The sequence below is a fragment of the Pseudomonas neustonica genome (assembly GCF_003797945.1).
Lineage (GTDB): Bacteria > Pseudomonadota > Gammaproteobacteria > Pseudomonadales > Pseudomonadaceae > Halopseudomonas > Halopseudomonas neustonica.
Map to the genome: position 1 here is coordinate 38,815 of NZ_RKKU01000022.1, position 24,681 is coordinate 63,495.

24 protein-coding genes are annotated in these 24,681 nt (G+C 57.1%); 7 read left to right on the forward strand and 17 right to left on the reverse strand.

Going from position 1 to position 24,681, the window contains the following annotated elements:
• Window positions 1-92: 92 nt before the first annotated feature.
• Genes efeU through efeO (EF096_RS15105) form a run of 4 tightly spaced genes read left to right on the forward strand, consistent with a single transcriptional unit; the run spans window position 93 to window position 4,322 of the window.
• Window positions 93-932, forward strand: coding sequence for an iron uptake transporter permease EfeU (gene efeU, locus EF096_RS15090; protein WP_123890633.1), 840 nt, complete (start codon window positions 93-95; stop codon window positions 930-932).
• 21 nt (window positions 933-953) lie between these two features.
• Window positions 954-2,081, forward strand: a complete 1,128-nt coding sequence (gene efeO, locus EF096_RS15095; protein ID WP_123890634.1) for an iron uptake system protein EfeO — start codon at window positions 954-956, stop codon at window positions 2,079-2,081.
• Window positions 2,082-2,112: 31 nt separating this feature from the next.
• Window positions 2,113-3,417, forward strand: coding sequence for an iron uptake transporter deferrochelatase/peroxidase subunit (gene efeB / locus EF096_RS15100; protein WP_123890635.1), 1,305 nt, complete (start codon window positions 2,113-2,115; stop codon window positions 3,415-3,417).
• 59 nt (window positions 3,418-3,476) lie between these two features.
• On the forward strand, window positions 3,477-4,322 hold the full coding sequence (efeO, locus tag EF096_RS15105; RefSeq protein ID WP_372237913.1) for an iron uptake system protein EfeO: 846 nt from the start codon (window positions 3,477-3,479) through the stop codon (window positions 4,320-4,322).
• A gap of 59 nt (window positions 4,323-4,381) precedes the next feature.
• On the opposite strand, the gene glpK is transcribed toward efeO (EF096_RS15105), so the two are convergent.
• Window positions 4,382-5,863, reverse strand: coding sequence for a glycerol kinase GlpK (gene glpK, locus EF096_RS15110; protein ID WP_123890637.1), 1,482 nt, complete (start codon window positions 5,861-5,863; stop codon window positions 4,382-4,384).
• A 39-nt stretch (window positions 5,864-5,902) separates the two neighbouring features.
• On the reverse strand, window positions 5,903-6,373 hold the full coding sequence (gene ybaK / locus EF096_RS15115; RefSeq protein ID WP_123890638.1) for a Cys-tRNA(Pro) deacylase: 471 nt from the start codon (window positions 6,371-6,373) through the stop codon (window positions 5,903-5,905).
• 140 nt (window positions 6,374-6,513) lie between these two features.
• Here ybaK and glpD point away from each other — a divergent pair, with 140 nt between their 5' ends.
• A complete protein-coding gene (gene glpD, locus EF096_RS15120) occupies window positions 6,514-8,061 on the forward strand; it encodes a glycerol-3-phosphate dehydrogenase (RefSeq protein ID WP_123890639.1) in 1,548 nt (515 codons plus the stop codon).
• A 204-nt stretch (window positions 8,062-8,265) separates the two neighbouring features.
• Here glpD and EF096_RS15125 read toward each other — a convergent pair whose 3' ends face one another.
• Both EF096_RS15125 and EF096_RS15130 read right to left on the reverse strand, forming a co-directional pair.
• Window positions 8,266-9,300, reverse strand: a complete 1,035-nt coding sequence (locus EF096_RS15125; RefSeq protein WP_123890640.1) for an NADP-dependent oxidoreductase — start codon at window positions 9,298-9,300, stop codon at window positions 8,266-8,268.
• Between the two features lie 121 nt (window positions 9,301-9,421).
• The gene (locus EF096_RS15130; RefSeq protein ID WP_123890641.1) at window positions 9,422-9,979 is read right to left on the reverse strand and encodes a hypothetical protein; all 558 of its coding nucleotides are present in this window, start codon (window positions 9,977-9,979) and stop codon (window positions 9,422-9,424) included.
• Window positions 9,980-10,131: 152 nt separating this feature from the next.
• On the opposite strand from EF096_RS15130, the gene EF096_RS15135 reads away from it, so the two are divergent.
• Window positions 10,132-11,922, forward strand: a complete 1,791-nt coding sequence (locus EF096_RS15135) for a hybrid sensor histidine kinase/response regulator (RefSeq protein WP_123890642.1) — start codon at window positions 10,132-10,134, stop codon at window positions 11,920-11,922.
• A gap of 4 nt (window positions 11,923-11,926) precedes the next feature.
• Here EF096_RS15135 and EF096_RS15140 read toward each other — a convergent pair whose 3' ends face one another.
• From EF096_RS15140 to ccoN, 13 genes are all read right to left on the reverse strand, one after another.
• Complete coding sequence (locus EF096_RS15140; RefSeq protein ID WP_177412359.1) at window positions 11,927-12,568, reverse strand: response regulator; 642 nt, start codon at window positions 12,566-12,568, stop codon at window positions 11,927-11,929.
• 120 nt (window positions 12,569-12,688) lie between these two features.
• On the reverse strand, window positions 12,689-13,525 hold the full coding sequence (locus tag EF096_RS15145) for an ion transporter (protein WP_123890644.1): 837 nt from the start codon (window positions 13,523-13,525) through the stop codon (window positions 12,689-12,691).
• 52 nt (window positions 13,526-13,577) lie between these two features.
• Complete coding sequence (locus EF096_RS15150) at window positions 13,578-14,126, reverse strand: adenine phosphoribosyltransferase (RefSeq protein WP_123890645.1); 549 nt, start codon at window positions 14,124-14,126, stop codon at window positions 13,578-13,580.
• 15 nt (window positions 14,127-14,141) lie between these two features.
• On the reverse strand, window positions 14,142-14,873 hold the full coding sequence (gene fnr, locus EF096_RS15155) for a fumarate/nitrate reduction transcriptional regulator Fnr (protein WP_123890646.1): 732 nt from the start codon (window positions 14,871-14,873) through the stop codon (window positions 14,142-14,144).
• 99 nt (window positions 14,874-14,972) lie between these two features.
• The gene (locus EF096_RS15160) at window positions 14,973-15,719 is read right to left on the reverse strand and encodes a sulfite exporter TauE/SafE family protein (RefSeq protein WP_123890647.1); all 747 of its coding nucleotides are present in this window, start codon (window positions 15,717-15,719) and stop codon (window positions 14,973-14,975) included.
• Window positions 15,716-15,934: a cbb3-type cytochrome oxidase assembly protein CcoS gene (gene ccoS, locus EF096_RS15165; protein ID WP_123890648.1), complete on the reverse strand. Its 219-nt coding sequence runs from the start codon at window positions 15,932-15,934 to the stop codon at window positions 15,716-15,718. Before ccoS ends, EF096_RS15160 begins: the two co-directional genes overlap by 4 nt.
• The gene (locus EF096_RS15170; protein ID WP_123890649.1) at window positions 15,931-18,381 is read right to left on the reverse strand and encodes a heavy metal translocating P-type ATPase; all 2,451 of its coding nucleotides are present in this window, start codon (window positions 18,379-18,381) and stop codon (window positions 15,931-15,933) included. The genes ccoS and EF096_RS15170 overlap by 4 nt, the downstream gene beginning before the upstream one ends.
• A gap of 3 nt (window positions 18,382-18,384) precedes the next feature.
• Window positions 18,385-18,900, reverse strand: coding sequence for a FixH family protein (locus EF096_RS15175; protein ID WP_158611294.1), 516 nt, complete (start codon window positions 18,898-18,900; stop codon window positions 18,385-18,387).
• Between the two features lie 32 nt (window positions 18,901-18,932).
• Window positions 18,933-20,345, reverse strand: a complete 1,413-nt coding sequence (gene ccoG / locus EF096_RS15180) for a cytochrome c oxidase accessory protein CcoG (RefSeq protein ID WP_123890651.1) — start codon at window positions 20,343-20,345, stop codon at window positions 18,933-18,935.
• Between the two features lie 202 nt (window positions 20,346-20,547).
• Window positions 20,548-21,438, reverse strand: coding sequence for a cytochrome-c oxidase, cbb3-type subunit III (ccoP, locus tag EF096_RS15185; protein WP_123890652.1), 891 nt, complete (start codon window positions 21,436-21,438; stop codon window positions 20,548-20,550).
• The gene (locus tag EF096_RS15190) at window positions 21,438-21,626 is read right to left on the reverse strand and encodes a cbb3-type cytochrome oxidase subunit 3 (RefSeq protein ID WP_123890653.1); all 189 of its coding nucleotides are present in this window, start codon (window positions 21,624-21,626) and stop codon (window positions 21,438-21,440) included. Before EF096_RS15190 ends, ccoP begins: the two co-directional genes overlap by 1 nt.
• Window positions 21,627-21,632: 6 nt before the next feature.
• Window positions 21,633-22,241 carry a cytochrome-c oxidase, cbb3-type subunit II gene (gene ccoO / locus EF096_RS15195; RefSeq protein WP_123890654.1) on the reverse strand — a complete coding sequence of 203 codons (609 nt, stop codon included), beginning with the start codon at window positions 22,239-22,241 and terminating at the stop codon, window positions 21,633-21,635.
• Between the two features lie 12 nt (window positions 22,242-22,253).
• On the reverse strand, window positions 22,254-23,681 hold the full coding sequence (gene ccoN, locus EF096_RS15200) for a cytochrome-c oxidase, cbb3-type subunit I (RefSeq protein WP_123890655.1): 1,428 nt from the start codon (window positions 23,679-23,681) through the stop codon (window positions 22,254-22,256).
• Window positions 23,682-24,058: 377 nt separating this feature from the next.
• Here ccoN and EF096_RS15205 point away from each other — a divergent pair, with 377 nt between their 5' ends.
• On the forward strand, window positions 24,059-24,679 hold the full coding sequence (locus EF096_RS15205; RefSeq protein WP_123890656.1) for an alpha/beta family hydrolase: 621 nt from the start codon (window positions 24,059-24,061) through the stop codon (window positions 24,677-24,679).
• Window positions 24,680-24,681 lie beyond the last annotated feature (2 nt).

A 24,681-nucleotide genomic window follows, 5' to 3' on the forward strand; every position in this document is an offset into this window, starting at 1 on the left:
GATGCCACAGGTAAATGCGTTTATTACACATTTTGTAACATGTATGATTCTCATTCCGTATCAGATTCCCTTTTCTGACAAGGTTGAGACTCATGCTTGTTCCCTTTTTGATCATGCTGCGCGAAGGCCTTGAAGCGGCGCTGATTGTTGGCATTATTGCCAGTTATCTGCGCCAGACTGGCCGTGGCGCCTGGATGCCCGCTGTCTGGATAGGTATTTTCCTTGCCGCAAGCCTGGCCTTGTTTGTGGGCGCAGGATTGCAATTTGTCAGCGCCGAATTCCCGCAACGCCAACAGGAAATGTTTGAGGCGGTGGTGGGGCTGATCGCGGTAGCGGTCTTGACCTGGATGGTGTTCTGGATGCGCCGCGCGGCCAAAGGTTTGCGCCGGGAGCTTACGGGCGCTTTGGATAGCGCTTTCGCCAGTGGCCACAGCCACACCTATGCACTGATTGCCATGGTGTTTCTTGCTGTTGCCCGCGAAGGGCTGGAATCGGTGTTTTTCCTGCTGGCCGTATTTCAGCAAAGCCAGGGCAGTGCGGCGCCCGTCGGCGCTTTGCTTGGCGTGGCCTGTTCGGTTGTCGCTGGCTGGGCTTTTTATCGCGGCAGTCTGCGTCTTAACCTCAAGCACTTCTTTCGTCTCACCGGTTTATTCATTCTGTTGGTTGCCGCTGGACTGCTCGCCGGTTCGGTGCGCGCTATGCATGAGGCTGGCTGGTGGAATCATGCCCAGCAAGTGCTGTTTGATCTTAATGCCTCGCTGCCGCTGGATACCCCGTTAGGCAGCGTCTTCGCTGGTGTATTTGGTTATCAGCCGGCACCCAGTCTGAGTGAAGTGGTGGCTTATGTGGGCTACCTGCTTTTCACCCTGTTGATCTTTTTTAGCCCTGATCGCCCTGCGGCTGTTGCTGCGCGGGTCGAGACGGCCAGCTAACACCTGAAGTGAGCTTCTGCGATGTCTGATTCGTCTTCACCGACGCCGTCCTCCGGGTTACTGCGTTTGGGTATGGCTCTGGCTGCCTTGTTGATGCTGGCCGCACTGGGTCTGTTCTATCTATCACTGGGCGATGCGCCCGCGTCAGATGCCGAGGGCACCAGCGTTACCATTACCGCCAGTGGCTGCGAGCCTAATGCACTCACGGTTCCTGCTGGGCGTCATCGGTTTACTGTCATCAACGAATCCGAGCGGGCAATCGAGTGGGAGATTCTGGATGGTGTGATGGTGCTGGAGGAGCGCGAGAATATTGCCCCTCAGTTGCATCAGCAGATCACGGCTAGCCTGCAGCCAGGTGAATATCAAATGACCTGCGGCTTGCTCAGCAATCCCCACGGCACACTGACCGTCACTGCGGTAGAGGGGCAGGCGAGTATACAAAGCGTATCGGCCAAAACCATGATCGGCCCACTGGCTGAGTACCGGGTCTATTTGATTCTGCAGGGGCGTGAGCTGCAAAAGAGTGCCGAGGCTTTGCAGCGCGCTATCGCTGATGACGATTTGGCGGCCGCGCAGCAAGCCTTTGTGCAAGCGCGCCTGGTTGATCAGCGCATGGCGTTGGCGGCGGGTATGTTCAGCGATCTGGACCAGCGCCTGAACGCTCGCGCCGACTACTTCGCCGAGCGTGAGCAAGACCCGGACTTTGTCGGCTTTCATCGGCTGGCTGAGGGCCTTTTTGTTGCCCGTAGTACTGCTGATTTGGCGCCAGTAGCCAAGCAACTCAGCGCCGACGTGGCGTTGCTGACAGCGCGTTTGCAACGTGATGGTGTACCTGCCTCACAGTTGACCAAAGGTTCGGCTCGTGTGCTGCGAGCCTGGCATGACTATCAGCAATCGCAGCCGCAGTTGAATGCTCGTGAGCTGGCTGACTTGCGTGGTCTGCAGCAAGGCGCAGGCAAGGTGGTTTCCTTGCTTTCACCCTTGCTGCAGGGGCAGCCGCAACTGGCTGAGGCGTTGCAACAGAGTAGCGATGGCCTGGCGCAAACGCTGCAGGAGGCTGAACCTGATCGTGTCCTTTTGTTGCAGCAGACCGAGCAGTTGACCAGCGCGCTGGCACAGGCCAATGAACAGCTGACCCCAGCGTATTAAGTGCACAAAGTTACTACACAGGTTTACAGCGATGAGTGAACACGATGATCTGTCTTTTGGTTGCCCTTTTGCCCGTCTGAATCGCCGGCGTTTTCTGCAGGGGCTGGGCGTTGCCAGTTTGGGGGCCGCCGCCGCGGGCTTGAGCGGGCCAGCAGTTGCCAGCCAGCAGAGCGGGGAGGCAGAGGTGACAGACGCGCCTACCAGCGCGGTTACCGAGCAGTCCCATCCCTTCCACGGAGCGCATCAACAGGGTATCACTACGCCGCGTCCGGCAGTGGGTATGTTGGTCGCCTTTGATGTGTTGGCGCCGGGCCGTGCCGGCCTTGAGCGCCTGCTGCGCACCTTGACCGAACGCATTGCCTTTCTCACTAGTGGCGGCACCTATGAGCAGCGCGACCAACGGTTCCCGCCGGTCGACTCCGGTATTCTCGGCCCCACTATCGCGCCGGATGCGTTGACGATTACGCTGTCTGTAGGCGAGTCCTTATTTGATGGCCGCTTCGGCTTGGCGGCGGCAAAACCGCGCCACTTGCAGCGCATGACCTCGTTCAGCAATGACGCGCTGGATGCGGCGCGCTGTCATGGTGATCTATCGCTGCAGTTCTGTGCCAACACCGAGGGCACCACTATTCATGCGCTGCGTGACATCATCAAAAATACACCCGGTTTGCTCATGGTGCGCTGGAAGCAGGAGGGCACGGTGCCGGTGATGGCGCCGCATGCCGATGGCTCCACCGAAAGTGCACGTAACTATTTGGGCTTTCGTGATGGTACTGCCAATCCGCAGGCCGATAACCGCAAGCTTATGCAGCGGGTGGTCTGGGTCGATGACGCCAACGGCGAGCCACGGTGGGCAGAGGGTGGTAGCTATCAGGCCGTGCGTATTATCCGCAACTTTGTTGAACGCTGGGATCGTACGCCCCTGCAGGAGCAGCAGGCGATATTCGGTCGTCAGCGCCAGAGCGGCGCGCCGCTATCCGGTGGCGTCGAGCACGATGAGCCGCAGTACAGTGGCGATCCCAAGGGTGAGATTACGGCGCTGGATTCGCATATTCGTCTGGCTAATCCGCGTACCGCTGAGAGCCAGCGCAATCTGATTCTGCGCCGTCCGTTCAACTACTCCAACGGTGTGGAAGCCAACGGTCAATTGGACATGGGATTGCTGTTTATTGCCTATCAGGCAGACCTGGATGCCGGTTTTATCACGGTGCAGAAACGTCTGGATGGTGAGCCGCTGGAGGAATATATCAAGCCCGTTGGTGGGGGCTATTTCTTTACTCTGCCGGGCATAGAAGAAGGGGATTTTCTGGGTAGCAGCATGCTGGCTGCAAGCTAGCCATGGGCACCCACCCTTGCTATTCGTAGATTGGTTAAACCCCTATTTGCTGGAGATGTTTGATGTCATTACCACGCTCGCTTTTTTTTGCTGCTAGTGCGTTCGGTCTGATTGGATTGAATGTGTCGGCGCATGCCGCGGTTGCGCCACAGGACCTGGTCGCACCGATCACCGACTACAAGCTTTATGTGCTGGATAACCTTGAGCAATTTACGGCGCATAGCCGCGAGTTCACTGAGGCCATCAAGGCGGGTGAGCTTGCAAAGGCGCAATCACTGTACGCGCCTACGCGCGTCTACTATGAGCGTATTGAGCCGATTGCCGAGTTGTTTGCCGATCTGGATGCCAGTATTGATGCGCGTGAAGACGATTATGAAAACGGCGTGCAAGATGCTGACTTCACCGGCTTTCATCGTCTGGAATATGGCTTGTTCAAGCAAGAGTCTACGGATGGCATGGCACCTTTTGCCGAGCGTCTGATGTCGGACGTTGAGGATCTCGAACAACGTGTGCAAGAGCTGACCTTCCCACCGGAAAAAGTCGTTGGCGGTGCGGCTGCGCTGATGGAAGAGGTGGCGGCGACCAAGGTGTCCGGTGAAGAGGACCGTTACAGTCGAACCGATCTCTGGGACTTTCAGGGTAATGTGGACGGCGCCAAGAAAATCTTTGAGCTGGTCAAACCGTTGGCGGCACAAGAAGACCCTGCGTTCGTCGAGCGCATAGAGCAGAACTTCAGCTCCATGGAGGCAACGCTGTCGCACTATTACGTGGAAGAGGGCAATGTTGCGAGTGGTTTTGTCACCTATGACAAGGTCAGCGATGCCGACCGTCGGGCGCTGGTTGGCCCGGTGACTGTGCTGGCCGAAGAACTATCGACCTTGCGTGGTCTGCTCGGTCTCAACTGATTGTTGATGATGCAGCACTGCGCACTTGCCGTCAGCAAGCGCGCAGTACTGCTCAAGCCTCAGTCGCGCACGCGGCGAATGGCATCCAGCCAACCTTCATACAGTTTGTCCCGTTTGTCTTCGCTCATCTGCGGGCTGAACGTGCGCTCGCAGGCCCAGTGCCGGGCAATGTGTTCCAGACTGTCAAAAATCCCCAGCTGCAACCCTGCCAGATAGGCTGCGCCCAATGCGGTGGTTTCGGTGACTTCCGGGCGGTCAACGGTGACGCCAAGAATGTTCGCCAGCTCCTGTACCACCCAATTATTGATCACCATACCGCCATCGACACGCAGGGCTGCGGTGCTGTGGGCGCCGTCGGCGGTCATGGCATCGAGCAGGTCGCGGGTCTGGAAGCAGACCGACTGCAGACCGGCGGTGACGATTTGCGCAATACCGGTATCGCGCGTCAGACCAAAGATCGCGCCCCGAGCGCTCGGGTCCCAATAGGGGGCGCCCAGGCCGGTAAAGGCGGGAACCAGGTAGACGTCAGTGGCGCCGCCTGCTTCGCGCGCCAAAGCCTCGGTTTCGCCAGCGTTTTGAATTAGCTTAAGGCCATCGCGCAACCACTGTATTGCTGCGCCAGCGACAAAGATGCTGCCTTCCAGCGCATAGGTGGTTTTGCCCTTTAGCCGGTAGCCGACGGTAGTTAGTAGTCGGTTGCTTGAGCGCACCGGTTCGCTCCCGGTGTTCATTACCATGAAGCAGCCGGTGCCATAGGTGCTCTTGACCATACCGGGCGTGAAACAGGCCTGGCCGATGAGTGCAGCCTGCTGGTCGCCAGCGATACCGCAGACCGGAATGCTGGCGCCGAGCAGGGCGGCATCGGTGTTGCCAAACTCGGCGGCGCTGTCCATTACTTCGGGCAAGAGACTGGCTGGAATATCGAGCAGCGCCAGAAGCTCCTCGTCCCAGCACTGTTGATGGATATTGAACAGCATGGTGCGCGAGGCGTTGGTGGCGTCGGTGCGATGCACCTTGCCGCCGGACAGGCGCCAGAGCAGAAAGCTATCAACGGTGCCGAAGCGCAGCTCGCCGCGCTCAGCGCGTTCGCGTGCACCCTCGACGTTTTCCAGCAGCCAGCGTAGCTTGGTGGCAGAGAAGTACGGGTCAATCAGCAGCCCGGTGCGCTCTGTGACCTTTTCTTCATGGCCTGCGGCTTTGAGCTCTGCGCAGAAATCCGCTGTACGACGGTCCTGCCAGACGATCGCCCGGTGCAACAGCTCACCGCTTTCAGCATCCCAGAGCAGGGTGGTTTCGCGCTGGTTGGTGATGCCGATACCAGCTACCTCTGAGGCACTGATGCCCGCTTTTTCCAGCACTTCACGGCAAACGGCCAGGGTGCTGTTCCAGATGTCTTCGCCATCATGCTCGACCCAGCCGTCCTGCGGAAAATGCTGCGCGAACTCCTGCTGTGCGGTGAACTCAGGCTTGCCTTCGGCAGAAAAAAGTATGGCGCGGCTGCTGGTGGTGCCCTGGTCTATGGCAAGAATGGGTTTGCCCATGGCGCGGAAATCCTTCGGTTGTCGTTCTTGTTTGAGCGCTTAGTCGCGGCAGAGTTCGCAAAGATGTGCGCTGGTATGCTGGCGCAGGTCATCGGCGCTCAGTTCTATTTCCAGTCCCCGACGACCGCCGCTGATGTATACAGTAGGCCAGTTTGTGGCGCTGGCATCAATGAAGGTACGCAGACGCTTTTTTTGGCCGAGTGGACTAATGCCCCCAACCAGGTAACCCGTACTGCGTTGAGCGGCGCCGGGATCGGCCATAGCCGTTTTTTTTACCTTGGCCGCTGTGGCCAACGCCTTGAGGTTAAGTTTGTCGGTCACCGGCACAACCGCGACCAGCAGCTCGCCGTTTTCAGTGGTTGCCAGCAGGGTTTTGTAGACGCGGCCGTGGGCCAGCCCCAGTTTGTCTGCCGCTTCGGTGCCGTAGGATTCAGCCTGTGGGTCGTGAGTGTAGCGATGCAGCTGATAGCTGACGCCTGCCTTATCGAGTAGTTTGGTCGCTGGGGTCATGTCGTTTCAACTGGATATATCAAGCTACAGATTAAACGTCTGTGAGCGCATGGCCAAGTAGCACCTGTGGTCCTTGCGGGCCGGGCAGCGACGTTGTACAACAAGTGGGCGCATGGTTGCGCAGGTTTTCGGAGATGTTGATGTTCAAACCCCATCCACAAGAGCGGCGTGTAGGCCAGTCAGCGGCAGATGCCGCGATCTATGATCTGCTGGTGATTGGCGGCGGCGTTAACGGCGTTGGGATAGCCAATGATGCCGCCGGCCGAGGTCTGTCCGTATTGTTGTGCGAGCAGCACGATCTGGCTTCTCATACATCATCGGCTAGCAGCAAGCTGGTGCATGGCGGATTACGCTATCTCGAGCATTACGAATTCAGGCTGGTGCGCGAGGCGCTGGGCGAGCGCGAAGTTCTGCTGAACAAGGCGCCGCATATTATCTGGCCGCTGCGTTTCGTGCTGCCACACCGCCCGCATCTGCGTCCGCGCTGGATGCTGCGCGCGGGTTTGTTTCTCTACGATCACCTCGGTAAGCGCACTACCTTGCCCGGTTCGACTGGTGGCCCATTGAATGGGCAGGGACCGCTTAAGCCGGAGATTGATTACGCGTTTGAATACTCCGATTGCTGGGCTGACGATGCCCGTCTGGTTGTGCTTAATGCCGTGCAGGCCGCCAGCTTGGGCGCAGACATTCGACCCTATACCCGCTGTGAGTCGGCCTCTCGTGTCGGTGATCTATGGCAGGTCGATCTATTGGTCGGCGAGCATGTGCGCGAAAGGGTGCAGGCGCGAGCGCTGGTCAACGCGGCTGGCCCCTGGGCTGCGCGGGTGATGGAGCGCGTGGTGTCAACGCGCTCTCCTTATGGTGTTCGTCTGGTGCAGGGCAGTCATATCGTAGTGCCGGAGCTGTATCACGAGCGGCAGGCCTACATTCTGCAGAATGAGGACGAGCGTATTGTCTTTGTGCTGCCCTACGAGGGCGGTTATTCGCTGATTGGCACCACTGATGTCGATTATCAGGGAGACCCGGCCCGGGTTGAGCCTACCGACGGAGAAGTTGACTACCTGCTCGAGGTGGTTAATGGGCATTTCAAGCGACAGTTGAAACACTCGGACATCTGCCATCGATTCTCCGGGGTCAGGCCGCTTATCAGTGACGCCAGCGAAGCGGACCCCTCTGCCGTTAGCCGGGACTACAGCCTCACGCTCCATGGCGATGCAAGTGAGGCGCCACTGCTGGCGGTTTATGGCGGCAAACTGACGACCTATCGACGTCTCGCCGAGGCAGCGGTGGATAAACTAAAGCCGTGGTTTCCCAACGCAACGCCGGCCTGGACCGCAGAATACGCGTTGGCTGGCGGGGACTTTGCATCCCATGCCAGCCTGACAGCCGAGTTGAAGGCTGAGTTTCCCTGGTTGACCGATCAGCAGCTGGATCGCTTTGTGCGGTGCTACGGCACCCTGAGCCGCGTGTTTCTGCGCGGTATGCGCTCACAGGCTGATATGGGCGAACAATTTGGTGCCGGACTCACTGAGCGCGAGATCAAGTACCTGCGCGAACGCGAGTGGGCGCGCGATCTGGAAGCAATTTTGTGGCGCCGAACCAAGCTGGGGCTGCATTTGAGTGAGCCGCAAAAGGTGCGGTTGGGAGAGTATCTGAGCGAACTGGCTGGGGAGATATTAGCGGTTTGAAAGATGGCTGGCGTTCCCACGCTGGAGCGTGGGAACGATTAAAAAGCCTGAACTCGCCTAAGGGCGAAAACAGCAGTGAGCCATAGGACGAGCGATTCGATCCTGGCAATGTATGGCAGCGGCAAGGGTCGCCTCAGGCGGAATTGATTAACAATCAAAAATGCAGCATCGCCGGCATTTTAACTGTCTTGCTGACACCCCAAATCAATCCGCAATCTTAACCACCAACTTGCCAAAGTTCTTACCTTCGAGCAGCCCCATAAAGGCCTCTGGTGCATTCTCCAGACCCTCCACGCGATCCTCTTTAACCCGCACCTTGCCTGATTCAACCCAGGGCGTCATGGTCTTCAGGAACTCGGGGAAGTGATTGCCGTAGTTGTCGAAAATGATAAAGCCCTGCATACGAATGCGCTGGCTCAATATCAAGCGCATCAATTGCGCTGTGCGGTCCGGGCCGGCGGGTAGCTCGGTGGCGTTGTACTGGGCGATCAGGCCGCACAGCGGGATACGCGCATGAGCATTGAGCAGAGGCATAACAGCGTCAAATACCTTGCCACCCACATTTTCGAAATACACGTCGATGCCCTTGGGGCAGGCGGCGGCGAGTTGGTCATTGAGGCCGACGTCTTTGTGGTCGATACAGGCATCAAAACCCAGCTCTTCGACAGCGTAGCGGCACTTTTCTTCACCGCCGGCGATGCCGACAACGTGACAGCCCATCAGTTTGGCAACCTGACCGACAACGGTGCCTACCGGCCCGGTTGCAGCGGCAACGACGACAGTCTCGCCTTGCTTGGGTTGGCCAATGTCGGTCAGACCCATATAGCCAGTAAAGCCAGGCATGCCGAGCACGCCGAGCGCCTGTGAGGGCTCTTTCATCTGCTTGTCGAGGCGAAATACCATGGTGCCGTCAGACAGCGTGTAATCCTGCCAGCCTGAACCGAAACTCATGACCAGGTCGCCCGCGGCATAGCCTGACAGTTTCGATTCCATCACTTCGCTGACGGTGGCGCAGGTCATGACACCACCCACCGGCACTGGATCAGCGTAGGATTTCGCGTCGCTCATGCGGCCACGCATGTAAGGATCCAGCGACATCCACTTATTGCGCAGCAGCATCTGACCGTCAGCGACAGTTGGGATGGCCGTCTCGACCAGATTGAAATTGGCAGCGGTAGGTGCGCCCACTGGGCGTGAAGCAAGTAGAATCTGGCGGTTGATCTTGGCTGATTGCGGCATAAAGGGTCTCCGGCACTGTGGTTAGCATGGAAGGGCGCCACGATAATGGCGCTGCGTCAGAGTGCGCGCCCGCTATAACGGGGTCAAGTTGACCCGGGTTGGCTTGATAGGGCGCTATTGATCAGGCCGAGACTGGGCTGGCTGCTTTGCAGGCCGACCGCCAGGCGCGCAAGAAATCTTGCGCACGACCACCTCTATGGGGGTAGGAGCGTTCCCATATTCGCGCTAGGCTTGGTAGATCGCTGTGGCTCCCGATAGACAATTGCTGACGCTCGTAGATTAGCCAGGCTATGGCCGTGGCGTAGCCCAGGTTGTAGCCCAGTTCGGCATGTGGGTTATGCAGAAAACAGTGCTGGCTGGCCAGCCCTCGTATCTTGCTGGCGAGTTCAGGCTGCAAGGCCAGGTGCTTGTCCCAGATCTCGGTGTGCTGTTCAGGCGTTATTGCATACGGGCCAATGGCCTGCTCGTTGCGCTGCAATGCTGAGAGGCGGGCCGTGGTAAGCAGAGTGCCGAGCAGTAGCTGTTCCATCGCGACGCAGGTGACGCCTAGATAGGTGAGGGTGGGGCGGAGAATGTTTTCCAACAAATTGTCAGCTGCACTGAGGGCCAGCAGATTAAGAGGGAAGAGATCCTGAGTATTGGTGACTTGTGGTGCTTGCAAGAGCGGGTTGGCAATCACGACTACATCCTGTTGTTTATCTGCCTAAGGTGAAGCGTAGTTGTAAATTGACGCTGTAAAGCGTTGTTTTTAAATTATTTTATGCAATTCGGTTTTGCGGATATAACGGCTGGATATATAAGCCGGATTATTACAATAAAAATGGATGAAAAATGATGAGCGATATGCGGCTCACCTCTGCCGGTGCCGTTGTAGATGAACCGGCACTGCTGGGGCAGGCGAGAGGTTTTGCTCGGCTGCGTTTCAGTGCACAGCTGGAGCCTGATTTTCAGCTCTACCTGCACGGTAAAATGTGTGCGCGCGCAAAAATAGTCGCTATCTCAAGCATCGCCTTCATGCTGTTTTTTATGCTGCTCGACATCATCTATCTGCCTGACTGGGTAAGGAATTACACCTTGAGCGTGCGAGGCGTGGCGCTGATGGTGATGATTTTTGCGTTGTTCTATGCCAATCGCGCGGGACGGGTTGCACCTTACCGCGCTTTTGCTGTGTCGACTTTTGCCTACTTCTGCACGGGTTTGATGGTGGCGATGGTGATCATAGCCGCGCGCCTGGCTGACCTGCCGATACGGATCACCCATGACGGTTTATACGTGGTGTTACTGTCCGGTATGTTTTTATTAGGGCTGCCCATGCGCCATGCCACTGTGGGCTCTCTTGCAATCGTCGTGGTTTATTTGCTTGCCGAGTACGGCATTGGTTCCAGCCGGTCGACGGTGATCTCCAGCAGCATCTATCTGATCAACTTTACGTTGATGGGCGCCTTTGGTGCCTACTTGTATGAATACATGCAACGGCGCGCCTACTTGAACGAAAAGCTACTGGAAGCTGCGCGCAGTCGTGCTGAGCGCGAAAGTCAGAGCAAGACACGCTTTTTGGCCACGGCTAGCCACGATCTACGGCAGCCTTTGCATGCCATGTCTTTGTTTATTCAGCATCTTTACGAGCAGGTAGACAGCCCTGAAGCAAACAAAACGGTAGCTAAGCTGAGTGATTCGACCCAATTGTTGCAGGCCATGCTGAACTCGCTATTGGATATCTCTCGGCTGTCGGTCGGGATGGTGCGGGCGCAGCGTCGCTCGTTCAACCTGGCACCCTGGTTGCGTCAGTTACTCGATAGCCTTGAGCCCTTTGCTGCACGGCGCAATATCCGCCTGCAGTTGGAGTGCAATAAAGCCTATGCTGTTTCGAGTGACCCAGTGCTGCTGGAACGCCTTATTCGCAACTATCTGAATAATGCCCTGATTCATGCTGACGCCAGTACGGTCAGTATTGAGGTGCAGCGCCTGGATAACAGTTTGCGTATCAGTGTGGTGGATGATGGCTGTGGATTGGCTGAGGCTGATCAGGAGCGTATTTTTGAGGAGTTTACTCAACTGCGAAATCCTGCCCGCACGCTGGATAAGGGCGTAGGGTTAGGGTTGAGTATCTGCAGACAGATCGTTCATCTGTTGAAGTATCCATCCGGCGTAAGCTCAGTCGCGGGCGAGGGCGCGCTGTTCTGGTTCGAGGTGCCGCTGGGTGAATGGCAAGCGCAACCAGATACGCCGACACAGGCCCAGGCGCCTGCACTGAATGGCCGGATTGCGCTGATTGAAAATGATCGGATTAGCCGCGAGGCAATGCAGACCTTGCTGTCGTCTTGGGGTTGCATCGTCTGGGCGTTCGAAAGTGCCGATGAGGCGATTGATGGCCTGAATAGCATAGACGTTGATGTGCTGTTGACTGATTATCGTCTTGAGGGCGATAGCGACGGACTGGATTTGATTCGCGCGCTGCGCGATCAGGCTATTTTTGCCGGCCCCGCTGCCTTGGTGACCGCGGATACCTCTGAGGAGTTGGGCGAGTCTGCGCGCCTGGCGGATGTCGAGGTGCTTTACAAGCCGGTCCTGCCAGCGCGCTTGCGCCGAGTGGTGCATAAACTCTTGTCGTTAAGCAAATGAGCGGTTAAAAACTAACCAGCCCCAGCTTGCGTGCATTGCTGACGCACTCGGTGCGGTTGTGGCAGTCCAGTGAGGAAAAAAGCGCCTTGAGGTGCGTCTTTACGGTGTCTTCGGACAAACAGAGACGCTGGCATATCACCTTGTTTGGCAGCCCTTCGGCTAGCAGGTCCAGAATCTCCAGTTGTCTTGGTGTGATGCCGACATCGCGTGCGCTACTCTGGCGGTCCAGTGGCCGACTTTCATCACCGATCACTACTTGCGCGCCGAACAGGAGCTGCGTAACCGCTTCAATCAGGGTCTTGCTGTCGGCGGTTTTGCTGATGAATCCGGCGGCGCCAAGCTGGAGGGCGGCATCAAGGTCACTGGGGCTATTGCTGGCGGTAAGAATGGCGACGGGTACCATGGCATCTATTGCGTTCAACCGCTGTAGCAAGGCCAGGCCGCTGCTGTCCGGTAGCTGCAAGTCGAGCAGGATAAGGTCATAGGTATTGGACTGGACTTGCTGTATGGCTTGCGCCGCATTGTGAGCGTGGTCCAGCTTCACTCCCTCGCAGAGGCTACCCAGTGTGAGGCTGAGTCCGTCAAGGTATATCTGGTGATCATCAATCAACAGCAGCCGGGTATCCGGCGGCAGATTACTAGGCATCTTGATCATCCTCGGCAGCTACCTTATAGCCAGATGGCAGGGTAGGCTTTTTATTTTGAACAAAGCAGATGATAAGTAACTGCAGTTGCCAGGTCTAGCGCCCAGGATCAAAGATGTGCTTTAGGGCTCGTTGGGCGGTAGACGTTGCTGCAGTATGTGCAGTTCCGCACGTAGCTGGCGCACTTCTTCCAGCAGCAGCGCACTCTCGCTGGGTGGCGCCTGTTCCTGCTCTTGCTCTGCGACCTTGTCGCGCTGATTCTGAATGGCATCGACAATGACGGCGATGAACAGGTTCAGCATCATGAAGGTGGCAATCAGAATAAAGGGTATGAAGTACAGCCAGGCGTAGGGGAACTCTTCCATCACCGGCCGGACGATACCCATCGACCAGCTCTCCAGCGTCATTACCTGAAACAGGGTGTAAAGGCTGTCGCCCAGGGTGCCAAACCACTGCGGAAATTGCTCGCCGAATAGTTGTGTAGCGATGACGGCGGCTACGTAGAAAACCAGGCCAAGCAGCGCGACGATACTGCCCATGCCGGGCAAGGAGGCCAGCAGTGACTGGACCACCATCTTCATGCTGGGTACCAGTGAAATCAGGCGCAAAACCCGCAGCACCCGTAGCGCTCGCAATACCGCCAAAGGCCCACTGGCTGGAATCAGCGCTATGGCAATGACGAGCGTGTCGAACAGGCCCCAGGGATCACGCAGCAGGCGCCAGCCATGCGCGGTGAAGCGAAGTGCGATCTCGATAACGAAGCAGGCGAGAATCAACTGATCCAGTGTTCTCAGCCAATGGCCCCACTGCTGCATGGCGGTGCTGGAGGTTTCCAGGCCAAGGATCACTGCATTGATCAGGATCAGTCCGGTAACGAGATATTGCACGGACGCACGTTCCAGCCATTCAGCCAGGCGCTGACGCCAGGGACTAGCAAGGTTCAGGAAATTATCGTTCATGGGCGTTGTCGGTGAATGCCTTGGCTGGCCAGTGCTGCCAGCCGGAGGGCTTCTACTGTTCGTCCTCGGCAAAGGCGCAGAGAGTAAAGGTTGGAATGCCGGCATCCTGCATACTGCGGGAGCCGCCAAGGTCGGGCAGGTCGATGATGGCAGCGGCTTCATAAACATGGGCGCCGGATTGGCGTACCAGTCGTGCTGCGGCGAGAAAGGTGCCGCCGGTGGCAATCAGGTCATCGAGCAGCAACACCTGTTCACCGCCGCTCAGGGCGTCACGGTGCATTTCCAGTGTGGTTTCGCTGTATTCAGTTGCATAACTTTCACGCAGGGTGTCGGCTGGTAATTTGCCTGCTTTGCGAAATAGCACCAGAGGTTTGTTCAGCTCGTAAGCCAATACCGCGCCGAGCAGAAAGCCACGGGCATCAATGGCGCCGATATGAGTTACCGGCGACTCGACGTAGCGCTGAATCAGGCTGTCGGCAACCATGCGCATGGCGCGTGGTGAGTGGTACAGCGGCGTGATGTCGCGAAAGGTGACGCCGACCTTGGGAAAATCCGGTACCGGACGGATCAGCGACTTGATGGTGTATTCGTCAAAAATCATGGGCTTTCCTGCGGATCAATCGAGTTGGCCACCGGCCAGAGCACAGAGCTCGGCGTGGTCAAGAATATCAATTTGCTTACCTTCGGCGGCAACCAGCCCTTGTTGCTGAAAACGCGTGAAAACACGCGATACGGTTTCGACGGCGAGGCCCAGATAGTTGCCGATATCATTGCGTGACATCGCCAGTCGAAAGCGATTGGCTGAGTAACCGCGGGAGCGAAAACGAGCTGACAGGTTGATCAGCAGGGTCGCGATTCGCTCGTCGGCGGTTTTTTTCGACAGCAGTAACATCATTTGTTGATCTTCGCGGATCTCACGGCTCATCAAGCGCATTACCTGGCGGCGCAAGCCGGGGATATTAGCCGTTAAGTCATCAAGTCGCTCGTAGGGGATTTCGCAAATCGAGGTGGTCTCCAGCGCCATGGCCGACAGCGGCTGGCGATCACCATCCATGCCGGAGAGGCCGATCAGTTCACCTGCCAGATGAAACCCGGTTATTTGCTCTATGCCGGCATCGTCAACGCTGAACGTCTTGATAGTGCCGGAGCGAAGCGCGTAGACCGAACTGAAGGTGTCGCCCTGACGAAACAGCAGCTCACCCTTGCGCAGCGGCTTGCCACGTTTGACGATGTCGTCAAGCGTATCCATATCCTTGTCATGCAGCGCCAATGGCAGGCACATGGTGGCCAAGCTGCAATCTTTGCAGTGGGCCTCTGGCAATGCACGAAGTTTAATGGCGTCAGTCATGGCAAAAGTGTCTCTTCAGTCTTGGTGTACAGGCGTTGGTTGCAAGAGTACAACAAGGCCCGATGGGTTTCACCCCGGGCTGTGCTCAAGATGTTGCTGTTAGTGGTGGCTATGCTGCTGGTTATCCGGCTGTTGCACGCTGGCAGGTGGTGTCAGCTTGTTGATAATCCAGTGCTGATGCGGTCCGGGGAGCGTCCATAGGCCAAACGCGATGATGAGACTCGCAGCGCCGATGCGCAAGGTGCGTTTGCGTAGCAGCGCAGTGAGCTTGTCTGCGGCAGCGCCCGTTGCCAGCAAGGTGGGCAGGGTGCCAATACCGAATGCCAGCATCAGCAGGGCAGAGGTGGCGCCACTGCCATGACTGCTGGCCCAGACCAGCGAGCTGTATACCAGACCACAGGGTAACCAGCCCCAGAGCGTGCCTAAGAGCAATGCTTGTCGTGGGCGCTCGACAGGCAAGAGCTTGCGCGCGCGCGGCTCTATGTGCCGCCAGAGGCCGCGTCCCAGGCTTTCAATGCGAGTAAGGCCAGACCACCAGTTGGCAAGGTAGAGACCCATGCAAATCATCAGTAGGCCGGCTATGGTCCGTAATACAGGCCCCAGACCCATTCCCTGCAGTGCCCAGCCAAAGCTGCCGAGCAAGCCGCCTGCGAGGGTGTAGCTGGCGATGCGGCCAAGGTTGTAGCTAAGTAGAATGCGCCATAGTGGCCAGCCCTGGCGCTGTTTGGCAGGTATGGCCATAGTGAGCGCGCCCATTAGTCCGCCGCACATGCCAATGCAATGGCCGCCGCCGAGCAGGCCAAGCGCCAAAGCAGTAAATAGTTGCGGCAGCAAGTCAGCCGTCATACCGATTTATCATCAGGGCTTTCATCGCCAGTTTTGGCTTTATCGTGCTGGCTTTGCGCGGCCAGGTGAGCGGGGTCATCTTCGTCAAATAAAATACTGTGCGCCGGGCTATCCAGATCGTCGTATTGGCCGTTGTTGACCGCCCAGTTGAATACCCAGATGGCCAGGATCACCAGTAAGATTGCAATGGGGACCAGAATGTAAAGTACCGTCATGCACTGACCTCCAGGGTTGAGCGGGCCGGTGCTTGAGGCTGCACCGTGACTCGCGTCAGGCGCAGCGCGTTGAGCACCACCAGTAGCGAGCTTGCGGACATACCCAGTGCAGCCCAGGCTGGTGTGACCATGCCGAGCGCTGCGAGGGGTAATACCGCAAGATTATACAGGCTGGCCCAGCAGAGATTCTCAATCATGATGGCGCGCGTGCGTTTGGCTACCTGCATGCTGTCGACCAGGGTGAGCAAGCGGCTGTTGAGCAGCACCGCATCGGCATTGGTCTTGGCCAGATCAGAGGCGTTGCCCATGGCGACTGAGATATCAGCACTGGCTAGCACCGGCACATCGTTTACACCGTCTCCCAGCATCAATACCTTCTCACCGCGCGCTTGCTGGGTCTGAACAAAGGCCAGCTTATCGTCCGGGCTGGCGTTGCCGATGGCTTCACTGATGTTAAGAGTGGCAGCCATGCGCTGCACTACCGGAGACTGGTCGCCGGATAACAGAACGACGCGCAGTCCCTGACTCTGCAGTGCTGCAACCATGGCGACGGCATCGCTACGCAGACGGTCATTGAGCGCGAACCAGGCAATCGGCCCGGCGGCGCTGCCGAGCAGCAACCACTGGCCTGGCGAATCGGGGTAGTCAGGAGCGCTGTAGTGACCCAGTGCGCTGACGAAATCGGGCTTGCCAATTCGCAAGGTAGTGCCATCGCAGTCGCCTTGCAGGCCTTGCCCGGGAACGCTGCTGAGCTCGCTCGCGCTGAGCATGCTCCGGCCGAAGGCGCGGGCGATAGGGTGTTCAGAACCGCTTTCCAGCATGCTCGCCCAGCGCAGCGCCTGCTCGCTATCATGATTCGCAAGGGGCTGGATTTGCTCAAGGGTCATGCGCCCCTCGGTCAAGGTTCCGGTTTTATCCAGAATGACGGTGGTAATCTGGTTGATGCCTTCCAGCACGTGGCCACGGGTGATCAATAGTCCTAACTTGTGCAGGCTTCCTGTCGCCGTGGTCAGGGCGGTCGGTGTAGCCAGCGAGAGTGCGCAAGGGCAGGTTGCTACCAGCATGGCAAGCACTATCCAGAACGCGGTATGCCCGTCGCTTAGCACCCACCAGGCGCCGCCGACCGCAACCACACTGAGCAGTACAATCAGCAGAAAATACTGCGCGACCTGATCGGCCAGTTTGGCCAGTCTCGGCTTGTCGGATTGCGCGCGCTCCAGCAGGCGAACAATAGCCGACAGGCGTGTTTCCTCGCCTAATGCAGTCACTTCTATCTGCATGGGGCCCTCGACATTCAGCGTCCCGGCAGTAACCAGGTCACCCGCACTTTTAGCTATAGGCAGGTATTCGCCCGATAGCGCCGATTCGTCAACGCTGCTGGTGCCGCGCAGGATACGACCGTCCGCCGGGATGCTCTCGCCAGGCTTTACCTCGACCGCGTCGCCGACCTTGAGCTCATCCAGCATGATGCGCTGACTGCTGCCGTCGGACTGAATACGCACGGCACTGGGTGGTAGCAGGTTGACCAGTCGAGCGGTGCTTTCGACCGTGCGCTGTCGTGCGCGTCGCTCCAGGTAGCGACCGGCCAGCAGGAAGAAGGCAAACATGGTGACGGAATCAAAGTAGACCTCGCCGGTACCGGTAACCGTGGCCCAAATCCCGGCAAGATAAGCGCCGCCAATAGCGAGCGACACGGATACATCCATACTGAGGCGATGATTTTTAAGGTCACGCCAGGCGCCCTGAAAGAAGGGCGCGCAGCTGTAGAACACAACCGGCGTGGTCATCAGTAAACTTGCCCAGCGCAACAGATGAGCCATGCCTTCGGTCAGGTCCTGGTCGAACTCCTCATAGAGTGCCATGGTGGCCATCATCACTTGCATGAACATCAAGCCAGCCAGCCCTAAGCGCCGCAGATAGCGACGATTTTCCAGCGCGATTTGCTCGCCGGCCTTGTCGGGTTCGTATGGGTGCGCGGTATAGCCGATACGGCGTAGCCCGGCGATCAGCGCGGACAGCTTGGCTTCGCTCGCGTGCCACGTCAGGTTGAGGCGTTGGTTGCCCATGTTCAGGTTGGCTTCGACAACTCCGGGCTCTGCCCGCAGGTGACGTTCAATCAGCCAGCAGCAGGCAGCACAGCTAATGCCTTCGATCAGCAATTGAATTTGCTGTTGCTCTCCGCTGCTCTGGGTATAGCGCTGTTGTACGTCTTCGCGATCATAGAGCTCAAGCTCTTCCTGCAGCACCCGAGGCATGGCCTCGGGATTGGCAGAGCGCTCGGTGCGGTGTTGGTAGTATGACTCCAGGCCTGCGTTGCAGATTGCTTGCGCGACCGCCTGGCAGCCGGGGCAGCACATTGGTTGCTGCTCATCCAGGATTTGCACATGCCAGGGCGCGCCGGCAGGCACCGGTTCGCCGCAATGAAAGCAGGGGGTGGGTTGCGCCATTTGTTACTGCGCGGTGATCTGGTATGGCTGTCCTGGCGCCAGGTGTACTTCGCCGGTCAGGCGCCAGCCCTGGTCACCGGGTTTGTCCGGATCACTGAGCTCAATGTAGCGTCTGCCTTCGATCTTTTGTTCCAGTTGACCTGTGTAGGTGTTGCCTTTGATCTGGCGCAAGGAGACCGCATGATCCAGCGAAGCATGGGTGGGAGAAATCAGATCCAGGGTCAGGCTGCGCGGCAGGGCGACAAAGTCGCCTTGCAACTGCAGGCTGACGTCGCCGGTTACCTCATCAACACTGAAGTCGGCAACTACATTGAGGTCGCGCGCCATATGGTCGCGCCCCAGGTACATGTTGATTGCCTTGCCTTCAGTGTAATAGTTGTCACGTACCAGGCTGTCAGGGTTCATCGTGGCCACAAACAGCAGCCCCAGGCCAATAAAGACGGCAAAGGCGAGGATGGCTATGACGAACCATGCCCAGAATTGCTTGTACCAGGGCGTGCTGATGTTGTCGTGCGACATACTTGTTCCTGTGGTCATTAACGTAACAGCCTTTAACGTACTTTGGGGGCCAAAAACCGGCTTTCCGATTTGGCACTGATGCTGTCGTCATCTGTGGCGATGACTTCGAAGGTGATCGGCATGTTGGTTTCACCATCCAGTGCGGCAGGGTCTATCTGCACATTCAATGGCAGCTGCAACTTACTGCTAGGACCTACTATCAGGCGGCTATCGGGCAATTCCAGGGTGAGCCCCGGGTGGCCTTCCATGCTCAGGTTGTAGCTGCGCTCAGTGGCACCCTTGTTAAAGATTTTGACAATGTACACGTTCTCTATCTGACCGCTGCGAGTTTCTCTATACAGAACATTTCGATCGCGTTCGATATCCAGTGAAACCTGCGAGATGTTGCCTACGGTAATGATAAACAGGCCAATCATTACCAGCAACGCAGTGCCATAGCCAAACAGCCGCGGGCGGAATACCTTGGTTGGTTTGCCCTCCAGGCTGTGCTCGGTAGTGTAGCGAATCAGGCCCGGCGGATAATCCATCTTCTCCATGACTTCATCACAGGCGTCGATGCAGGCAGTGCAGCTGATGCATTCGACCTGCAAGCCATCGCGGATGTCGATCCCCGTGGGGCAGACCTGTACGCAGATCTCGCAGTCGATACAGTCGCCTTTGCCGACGGTTGCCGGGTCTACACCTTTTTTACGGGAGCCGCGTGGTTCGCCGCGAGCTGCATCGTAAGACACGATTAAGGTATCGGCATCAAACATAACAGCCTGGAAGCGCGCGTAGGGGCACATGTAGATGCAGACTTGCTCGCGCAACCAGCCAGCATTGATATAAGTTGCGGCAGTGAAGAAAAAGACCCAGAACAGCGACCAGCCGGCCATGTGCCAGGTGAACATATCCGCAACCAAGCCGCGAATAGGTGTGAAATAACCAACGAAGGTGAGCGCCGTGGCTAGCGAAACCAATAGCCATATGCTGTGCTTGGCTGTACGGCGTAGGAATTTGTTAAGGCTCATGGGCGCCTTGTCCAGCTTGATTCGCGCGTTGCGTTCACCTTCGGTGACGCGCTCAGCCCACATGAAAACCCAGGTCCAGACCGTTTGCGGGCACGTATAGCCGCACCATACGCGACCCGCGAACACGGTAATAAAGAACAAACCAAAGGCACAGATAATCAGCATAAATGACAGCAGGAAAAAATCTTCCGGCTGAAAAGTGGCGCTAAATATATGGAATTGGCGCGCTGGTAGATCCCAAAGCACAGCAGGGCGGTCACCCCATTTCAGCCAAACCGTGCCGAAATACAGTAGAAACAGGAAACCTGCCCCAGCAAGCCTAATATTCTTGAATAGGCCCTTGTAAGAGCGTGTTTGGATTTTCTCGCGTTTAGCGTAAAGGTCGTAGGTTTCAACCTTGGGTGTGACGTCTTCTACTGGGATTTTGTTGCTCATATCAGGCTGACCCTCTCAGGCGAAAGGAAGTATGGGCGGACTGGCCTCGCGTGGGGTCAGACTTTGCCCGCATTATTGAAAATATACTGGATTGGCAATGCGCACAATGCGACCGGTGGTCGCGCTGAGTAATAGGCGGAAACAAGATGGGGGAACCAAGTTCCCCCATCTGATACTGCCTTCATTATGCGCTAACTACAGCTTATTGCTCGTCCTTGTGGGACAGGCTGTAGATATAGGAGGCGAGCATGTGGATCTTGTCTTCTCCCAGATGTGCTTGCGAAGGCATATGACCGTTACGGCCATAGCGCAGCGTCTGCTGTACCTGCAGGAAGCTGGACCCGTAGAGCCAGATGTCGTCGGTCAGGTTCGGAGCACCCATTTGCTGGTTGCCTTTACCTTCTGCACCGTGACAAGCCACACAGGTGTTTTTGAAGGTTTCTGCACCGGCTGCCAGATCGACATTCTCTGTTTCCAGGCCGGACAAGCTGCGCACATAACCCGAAACGTTGCGCACGCCATCTTCGCCGATAACCCCAAGCCATGCTGGCATTGCAGCCTGACGGCCACCGCGCAGCGTGGTTTTGATGGTTTCCGGGTCGCCGCCATATAGCCAGTCGTTGTCCGTCAGGTTCGGGAAGCCAAAGGCACCGCGAGCGTCGGAGCCATGGCAAACCGAGCAGTTGGTCGCGAACAGGCGTTGGCCAATACGATTGGCTTCCTGATCTTTTGCAACTTCTTCAACCGGCATTGCGTTGTAGCGTGCGAAGATCGGAGCAAACTGCTCTTCAGCCTTTTCAACTTCGGCCTGATATTCCTTGACGGAAGTCCACTCAAGGTAGCCTTGCCACTTACCTAGACCCGGATAGAGGAACAGGTAAAAAGCACCGAAAACCATGGTGGAGACAAACAGTACGAACCACCAGCGGGGTAGGGGGTTGTCGTATTCTTCAATACCGTCAAAGCTATGTCCGACAGTTTCATCTGTCTGCTCTGAGCGCTGCCCTTTGCGTGTGGCCAGCAGCAACCACAGGATCAGGCCCAGGCAGGTCAGTGTCAGGACAACAATGTACCCGCTCCAGAAATTAGTCATTACTTGTTACTCCTAGCATCGTCTTGCTGCTCGTCCTGTGCCTTGGCATCGTTCTCATCGGCGAAGGGCAGTTGCGCCGCTTCGTCGAAATCCTTCCTTTTGTATGAGCTGTAGGCCCATATCACGACACCGATGAAGGCCACCATCGCGAAGATAGTGCCTAGGCCCCGGAGAGTATTGATATCCATGATTGCTTACCGGTCCGACAGGACAGTGCCAAGGTGCTGCAGGTAGGCGATAAGAGCGTCCATTTCGGCGACTCCCTCAACCGCTTCCTTGGCACCGGCGATGTCTTCATCTGTGTAAGGAACGCCCAGGCCGCGCAGCACTTCCATCTTCTTGGCGGTGTACTCACCGTCAAGGACGTTGTCCTGCAGCCATGGGAAGGCAGGCATCTTGGATTCAGGTACCACGTCACGAGGGTTAATCAAGTGAGCACGGTGCCAGTCGTCGGAGTAACGCTTACCGACACGAGCCAGATCGGGACCAGTACGCTTTGAGCCCCACAGGAAAGGGTGTTCCCATACGCTTTCGCCGGCAACGGAATAGTGACCGTAACGCTCGGTTTCAGCACGGAAAGGACGGATCATCTGTGAGTGACAGCCAACGCAGCCTTCACGGATGTAGATGTCCCGACCTTCAAGCTCTACTGCTGTGTAAGGCCGCAGACCCTCGACCGGTTCGGTGGTTTCCGGCTGGAAGAACAGCGGAACGATCTGGACCAGGCCGCCGAAGCTGATGGCTATGACCATCAGCACGACCATCAGGCCCAGGTTCTTTTCTACAGTTTCATGCATTTTCATCTAATTCTTCCCTCAGGCAGTCTGGGCTGCAGCGACAACTTCCGCTGGCTTGCTGTGACGCACGGTACGCCAGACGTTGTAAGCCATCAGCAGCATGCCCAGCAGGAAGAAGGCGCCGCCGATCATGCGCACGACGTAACCCGGATGACTGGCTTCCAACGCTTCAACGAAGGAGTAGGTAGGTGTGCCGTCAACGTTGACTGCGCGCCACATCAGGCCTTGGGTGATGCCGTTGACCCACATTGCGACGATATATAGCACGGTACCGATAGTAGCCAACCAGAAGTGGGCGTTGATCAGTGGGGTGCTGTACATGGCTTCGCGACCAAAGATCTTTGGAATCATGTGGTAGAGCGAACCGATAGAGATCATGGCAACCCAGCCCAGTGCACCGGCGTGTACGTGACCAATGGTCCAGTCGGTGTAGTGGGACAACGCGTTCACGGTCTTGATAGCCATCATAGGCCCTTCAAATGTGGACATGCCGTAGAAGGCCAGTGCCACAACCAGGAAGCGCAGAATAGGGTCAGTACGCAGTTTGTGCCAGGCACCAGACAGCGTCATCATGCCGTTGATCATGCCGCCCCAAGAAGGTGCCAGCAGGATCAGTGACATCACCATGCCCAGTGACTGCGCCCAATCAGGCAGCGCGGTGTAGTGCAGGTGGTGAGGGCCGGCCCAGATATAGATGGAGATCAGTGCCCAGAAGTGCACGATCGACAAGCGATACGAATAAATTGGGCGCTCGGCCTGCTTGGGTACGAAGTAGTACATCATGCCCAGGAAGCCCGCAGTCAGGAAGAAACCAACCGCGTTGTGGCCGTACCACCACTGAATCATCGCATCAGTCGCACCAGCATACATGGAGTACGACTTGGTCAGCGAGACCGGTACCGCCATGCTGTTGACGATGTGCAGCACGGCCACGGTGATGATGAATCCACCGAAGAACCAGTTGCCGACATAGATGTGCTTCATCTTGCGCTTCATGATGGTGCCGAAGAACACTAGCGCATAACTGACCCAGACGACGGCGATCAAAATGTCGATCGGCCATTCCAGCTCCGCGTATTCCTTGGTGGACGTCAACCCCATCGGCAGGGTGATGACGGCCAGCACGATCACAGCTTGCCATCCCCAGAAGGTGAAAGCGGCCAGACCATCGGATACAAGGCGAGCCTGAGAGGTGCGCTGTACGACATAGTATGACGTAGCGAACAGGGCGGAACCGCCAAAGGCGAAAATGACGGCGTTTGTGTGCAATGGACGAAGACGCCCAAAGCTGGTCCAGGGCAAGCCAAAATTAAGTTCGGGCCAGACCAGTTGGGAGGCAATAAAGACGCCCATGGCCATGCCAACGATACCCCAGATGACCGTCATGACGGCGAACTGGCGTACCACCTTATAATTATAGGCTGTCGGAGTGGTAGCTGTGCTCATGCGAGATTCCACGGATAGCAGTTAGTTTATGGGTATTAAAGCGTTGGCAAGTATGGGCAAAGCCCGCGCGCATTGCAATGACATAGGTCATTGTTTGGTGGAGGGAAAAGGCCTCTGGAGCGGCTCTGGTAGCGATTCTTGCAGCCTTGCTCTGTTAGCCATGCCTGATCAGTCGAGGTCCCGGCGTACCCACGATTTTATTGGTTTTCAGCTTTGGTTGATGGGGAAGGCGGGTATAGCTAGGTCTTAGGCTGTTTGCTACTGTCAGCCTAGCTGATAATGAGCGATTCCGCCTGGCTATATGTGCTTGGTTTTAGCGCACAGCGTGGGGCTTTTTTGCTGTGACAAGATGTCGCAATGCACATTTGAGAAAAAATATGTCTAACCCGGTTTTATTGAATGAGCCTGAGGTCGCGCATGCTGTGACGCTGGTGCTAGCGCACGGCGCCGGCGCACCTATGGATAGCCCTTTTATGGAAGAACTGGCCGGGCAGTTGGCGTCGCACGGGCTGCGCGTGCTGCGCTTTGAGTTCCCCTATATGGCAGCCAGGCGCGCAGACGGGCGGAAGAGGCCGCCAAATCCCATGGCAGTGCTTCAGGCGAGTTTGCGTGAGCTCTGCAGCACTATCGATGCTCCGTTTTTTCTGGCTGGCAAATCGATGGGCGGGCGGGTGGCGAGCATGATGGCTGCTGAGCTGGAAGCTCAGGGCTTTATCTGCTTTGGTTATCCTTTCCATCCGCCGGGCAAGCTTGAGAAGACGCGCATTGAGCACCTGCGGCAGGTGACGCTTCCAGGTCTCATTATTCAGGGCACCCGTGACCCCTTCGGTAAGCCGCAGGAAATTGAGGGCTACCCCCTGGACCCGGATCTGCAGGTGCGCTGGCTGGAAGGAGGAGACCATGACTTGACGCCGCTGAAGCGCAGCGGCTTGACTCAGAGCAACTTGATTGCGCAGGCGGCCAGGCATGCTGCCGAGTTTTGTCGGCAGCATGCCTGAGC

Coding starts and splice junctions, on each gene's coding strand:
- efeU (WP_123890633.1), top strand. CDS start 93: ATGCTTGTTCCCTTTTTGATCATGCTGCGCGAAGGCCTTGAAGCGGCG.
- efeO (WP_123890634.1), top strand. CDS start 954: ATGTCTGATTCGTCTTCACCGACGCCGTCCTCCGGGTTACTGCGTTTG.
- efeB (WP_123890635.1), top strand. CDS start 2,113: ATGAGTGAACACGATGATCTGTCTTTTGGTTGCCCTTTTGCCCGTCTG.
- glpK (WP_123890637.1), bottom strand. CDS start 5,863: ATGGGCAAACCCATTCTTGCCATAGACCAGGGCACCACCAGCAGCCGC.
- ybaK (WP_123890638.1), bottom strand. CDS start 6,373: ATGACCCCAGCGACCAAACTACTCGATAAGGCAGGCGTCAGCTATCAG.
- glpD (WP_123890639.1), top strand. CDS start 6,514: ATGTTCAAACCCCATCCACAAGAGCGGCGTGTAGGCCAGTCAGCGGCA.
- EF096_RS15125 (WP_123890640.1), bottom strand. CDS start 9,300: ATGCCGCAATCAGCCAAGATCAACCGCCAGATTCTACTTGCTTCACGC.
- EF096_RS15135 (WP_123890642.1), top strand. CDS start 10,132: ATGATGAGCGATATGCGGCTCACCTCTGCCGGTGCCGTTGTAGATGAA.
- EF096_RS15140 (WP_177412359.1), bottom strand. CDS start 12,568: ATGCCTAGTAATCTGCCGCCGGATACCCGGCTGCTGTTGATTGATGAT.
- EF096_RS15145 (WP_123890644.1), bottom strand. CDS start 13,525: ATGAACGATAATTTCCTGAACCTTGCTAGTCCCTGGCGTCAGCGCCTG.
- EF096_RS15150 (WP_123890645.1), bottom strand. CDS start 14,126: ATGATTTTTGACGAATACACCATCAAGTCGCTGATCCGTCCGGTACCG.
- fnr (WP_123890646.1), bottom strand. CDS start 14,873: ATGACTGACGCCATTAAACTTCGTGCATTGCCAGAGGCCCACTGCAAA.
- EF096_RS15160 (WP_123890647.1), bottom strand. CDS start 15,719: ATGACGGCTGACTTGCTGCCGCAACTATTTACTGCTTTGGCGCTTGGC.
- ccoS (WP_123890648.1), bottom strand. CDS start 15,934: ATGACGGTACTTTACATTCTGGTCCCCATTGCAATCTTACTGGTGATC.
- EF096_RS15170 (WP_123890649.1), bottom strand. CDS start 18,381: ATGGCGCAACCCACCCCCTGCTTTCATTGCGGCGAACCGGTGCCTGCC.
- EF096_RS15175 (WP_158611294.1), bottom strand. CDS start 18,900: ATGTCGCACGACAACATCAGCACGCCCTGGTACAAGCAATTCTGGGCA.
- ccoG (WP_123890651.1), bottom strand. CDS start 20,345: ATGAGCAACAAAATCCCAGTAGAAGACGTCACACCCAAGGTTGAAACC.
- ccoP (WP_123890652.1), bottom strand. CDS start 21,438: ATGACTAATTTCTGGAGCGGGTACATTGTTGTCCTGACACTGACCTGC.
- EF096_RS15190 (WP_123890653.1), bottom strand. CDS start 21,626: ATGGATATCAATACTCTCCGGGGCCTAGGCACTATCTTCGCGATGGTG.
- ccoO (WP_123890654.1), bottom strand. CDS start 22,241: ATGAAAATGCATGAAACTGTAGAAAAGAACCTGGGCCTGATGGTCGTG.
- ccoN (WP_123890655.1), bottom strand. CDS start 23,681: ATGAGCACAGCTACCACTCCGACAGCCTATAATTATAAGGTGGTACGC.
- EF096_RS15205 (WP_123890656.1), top strand. CDS start 24,059: ATGTCTAACCCGGTTTTATTGAATGAGCCTGAGGTCGCGCATGCTGTG.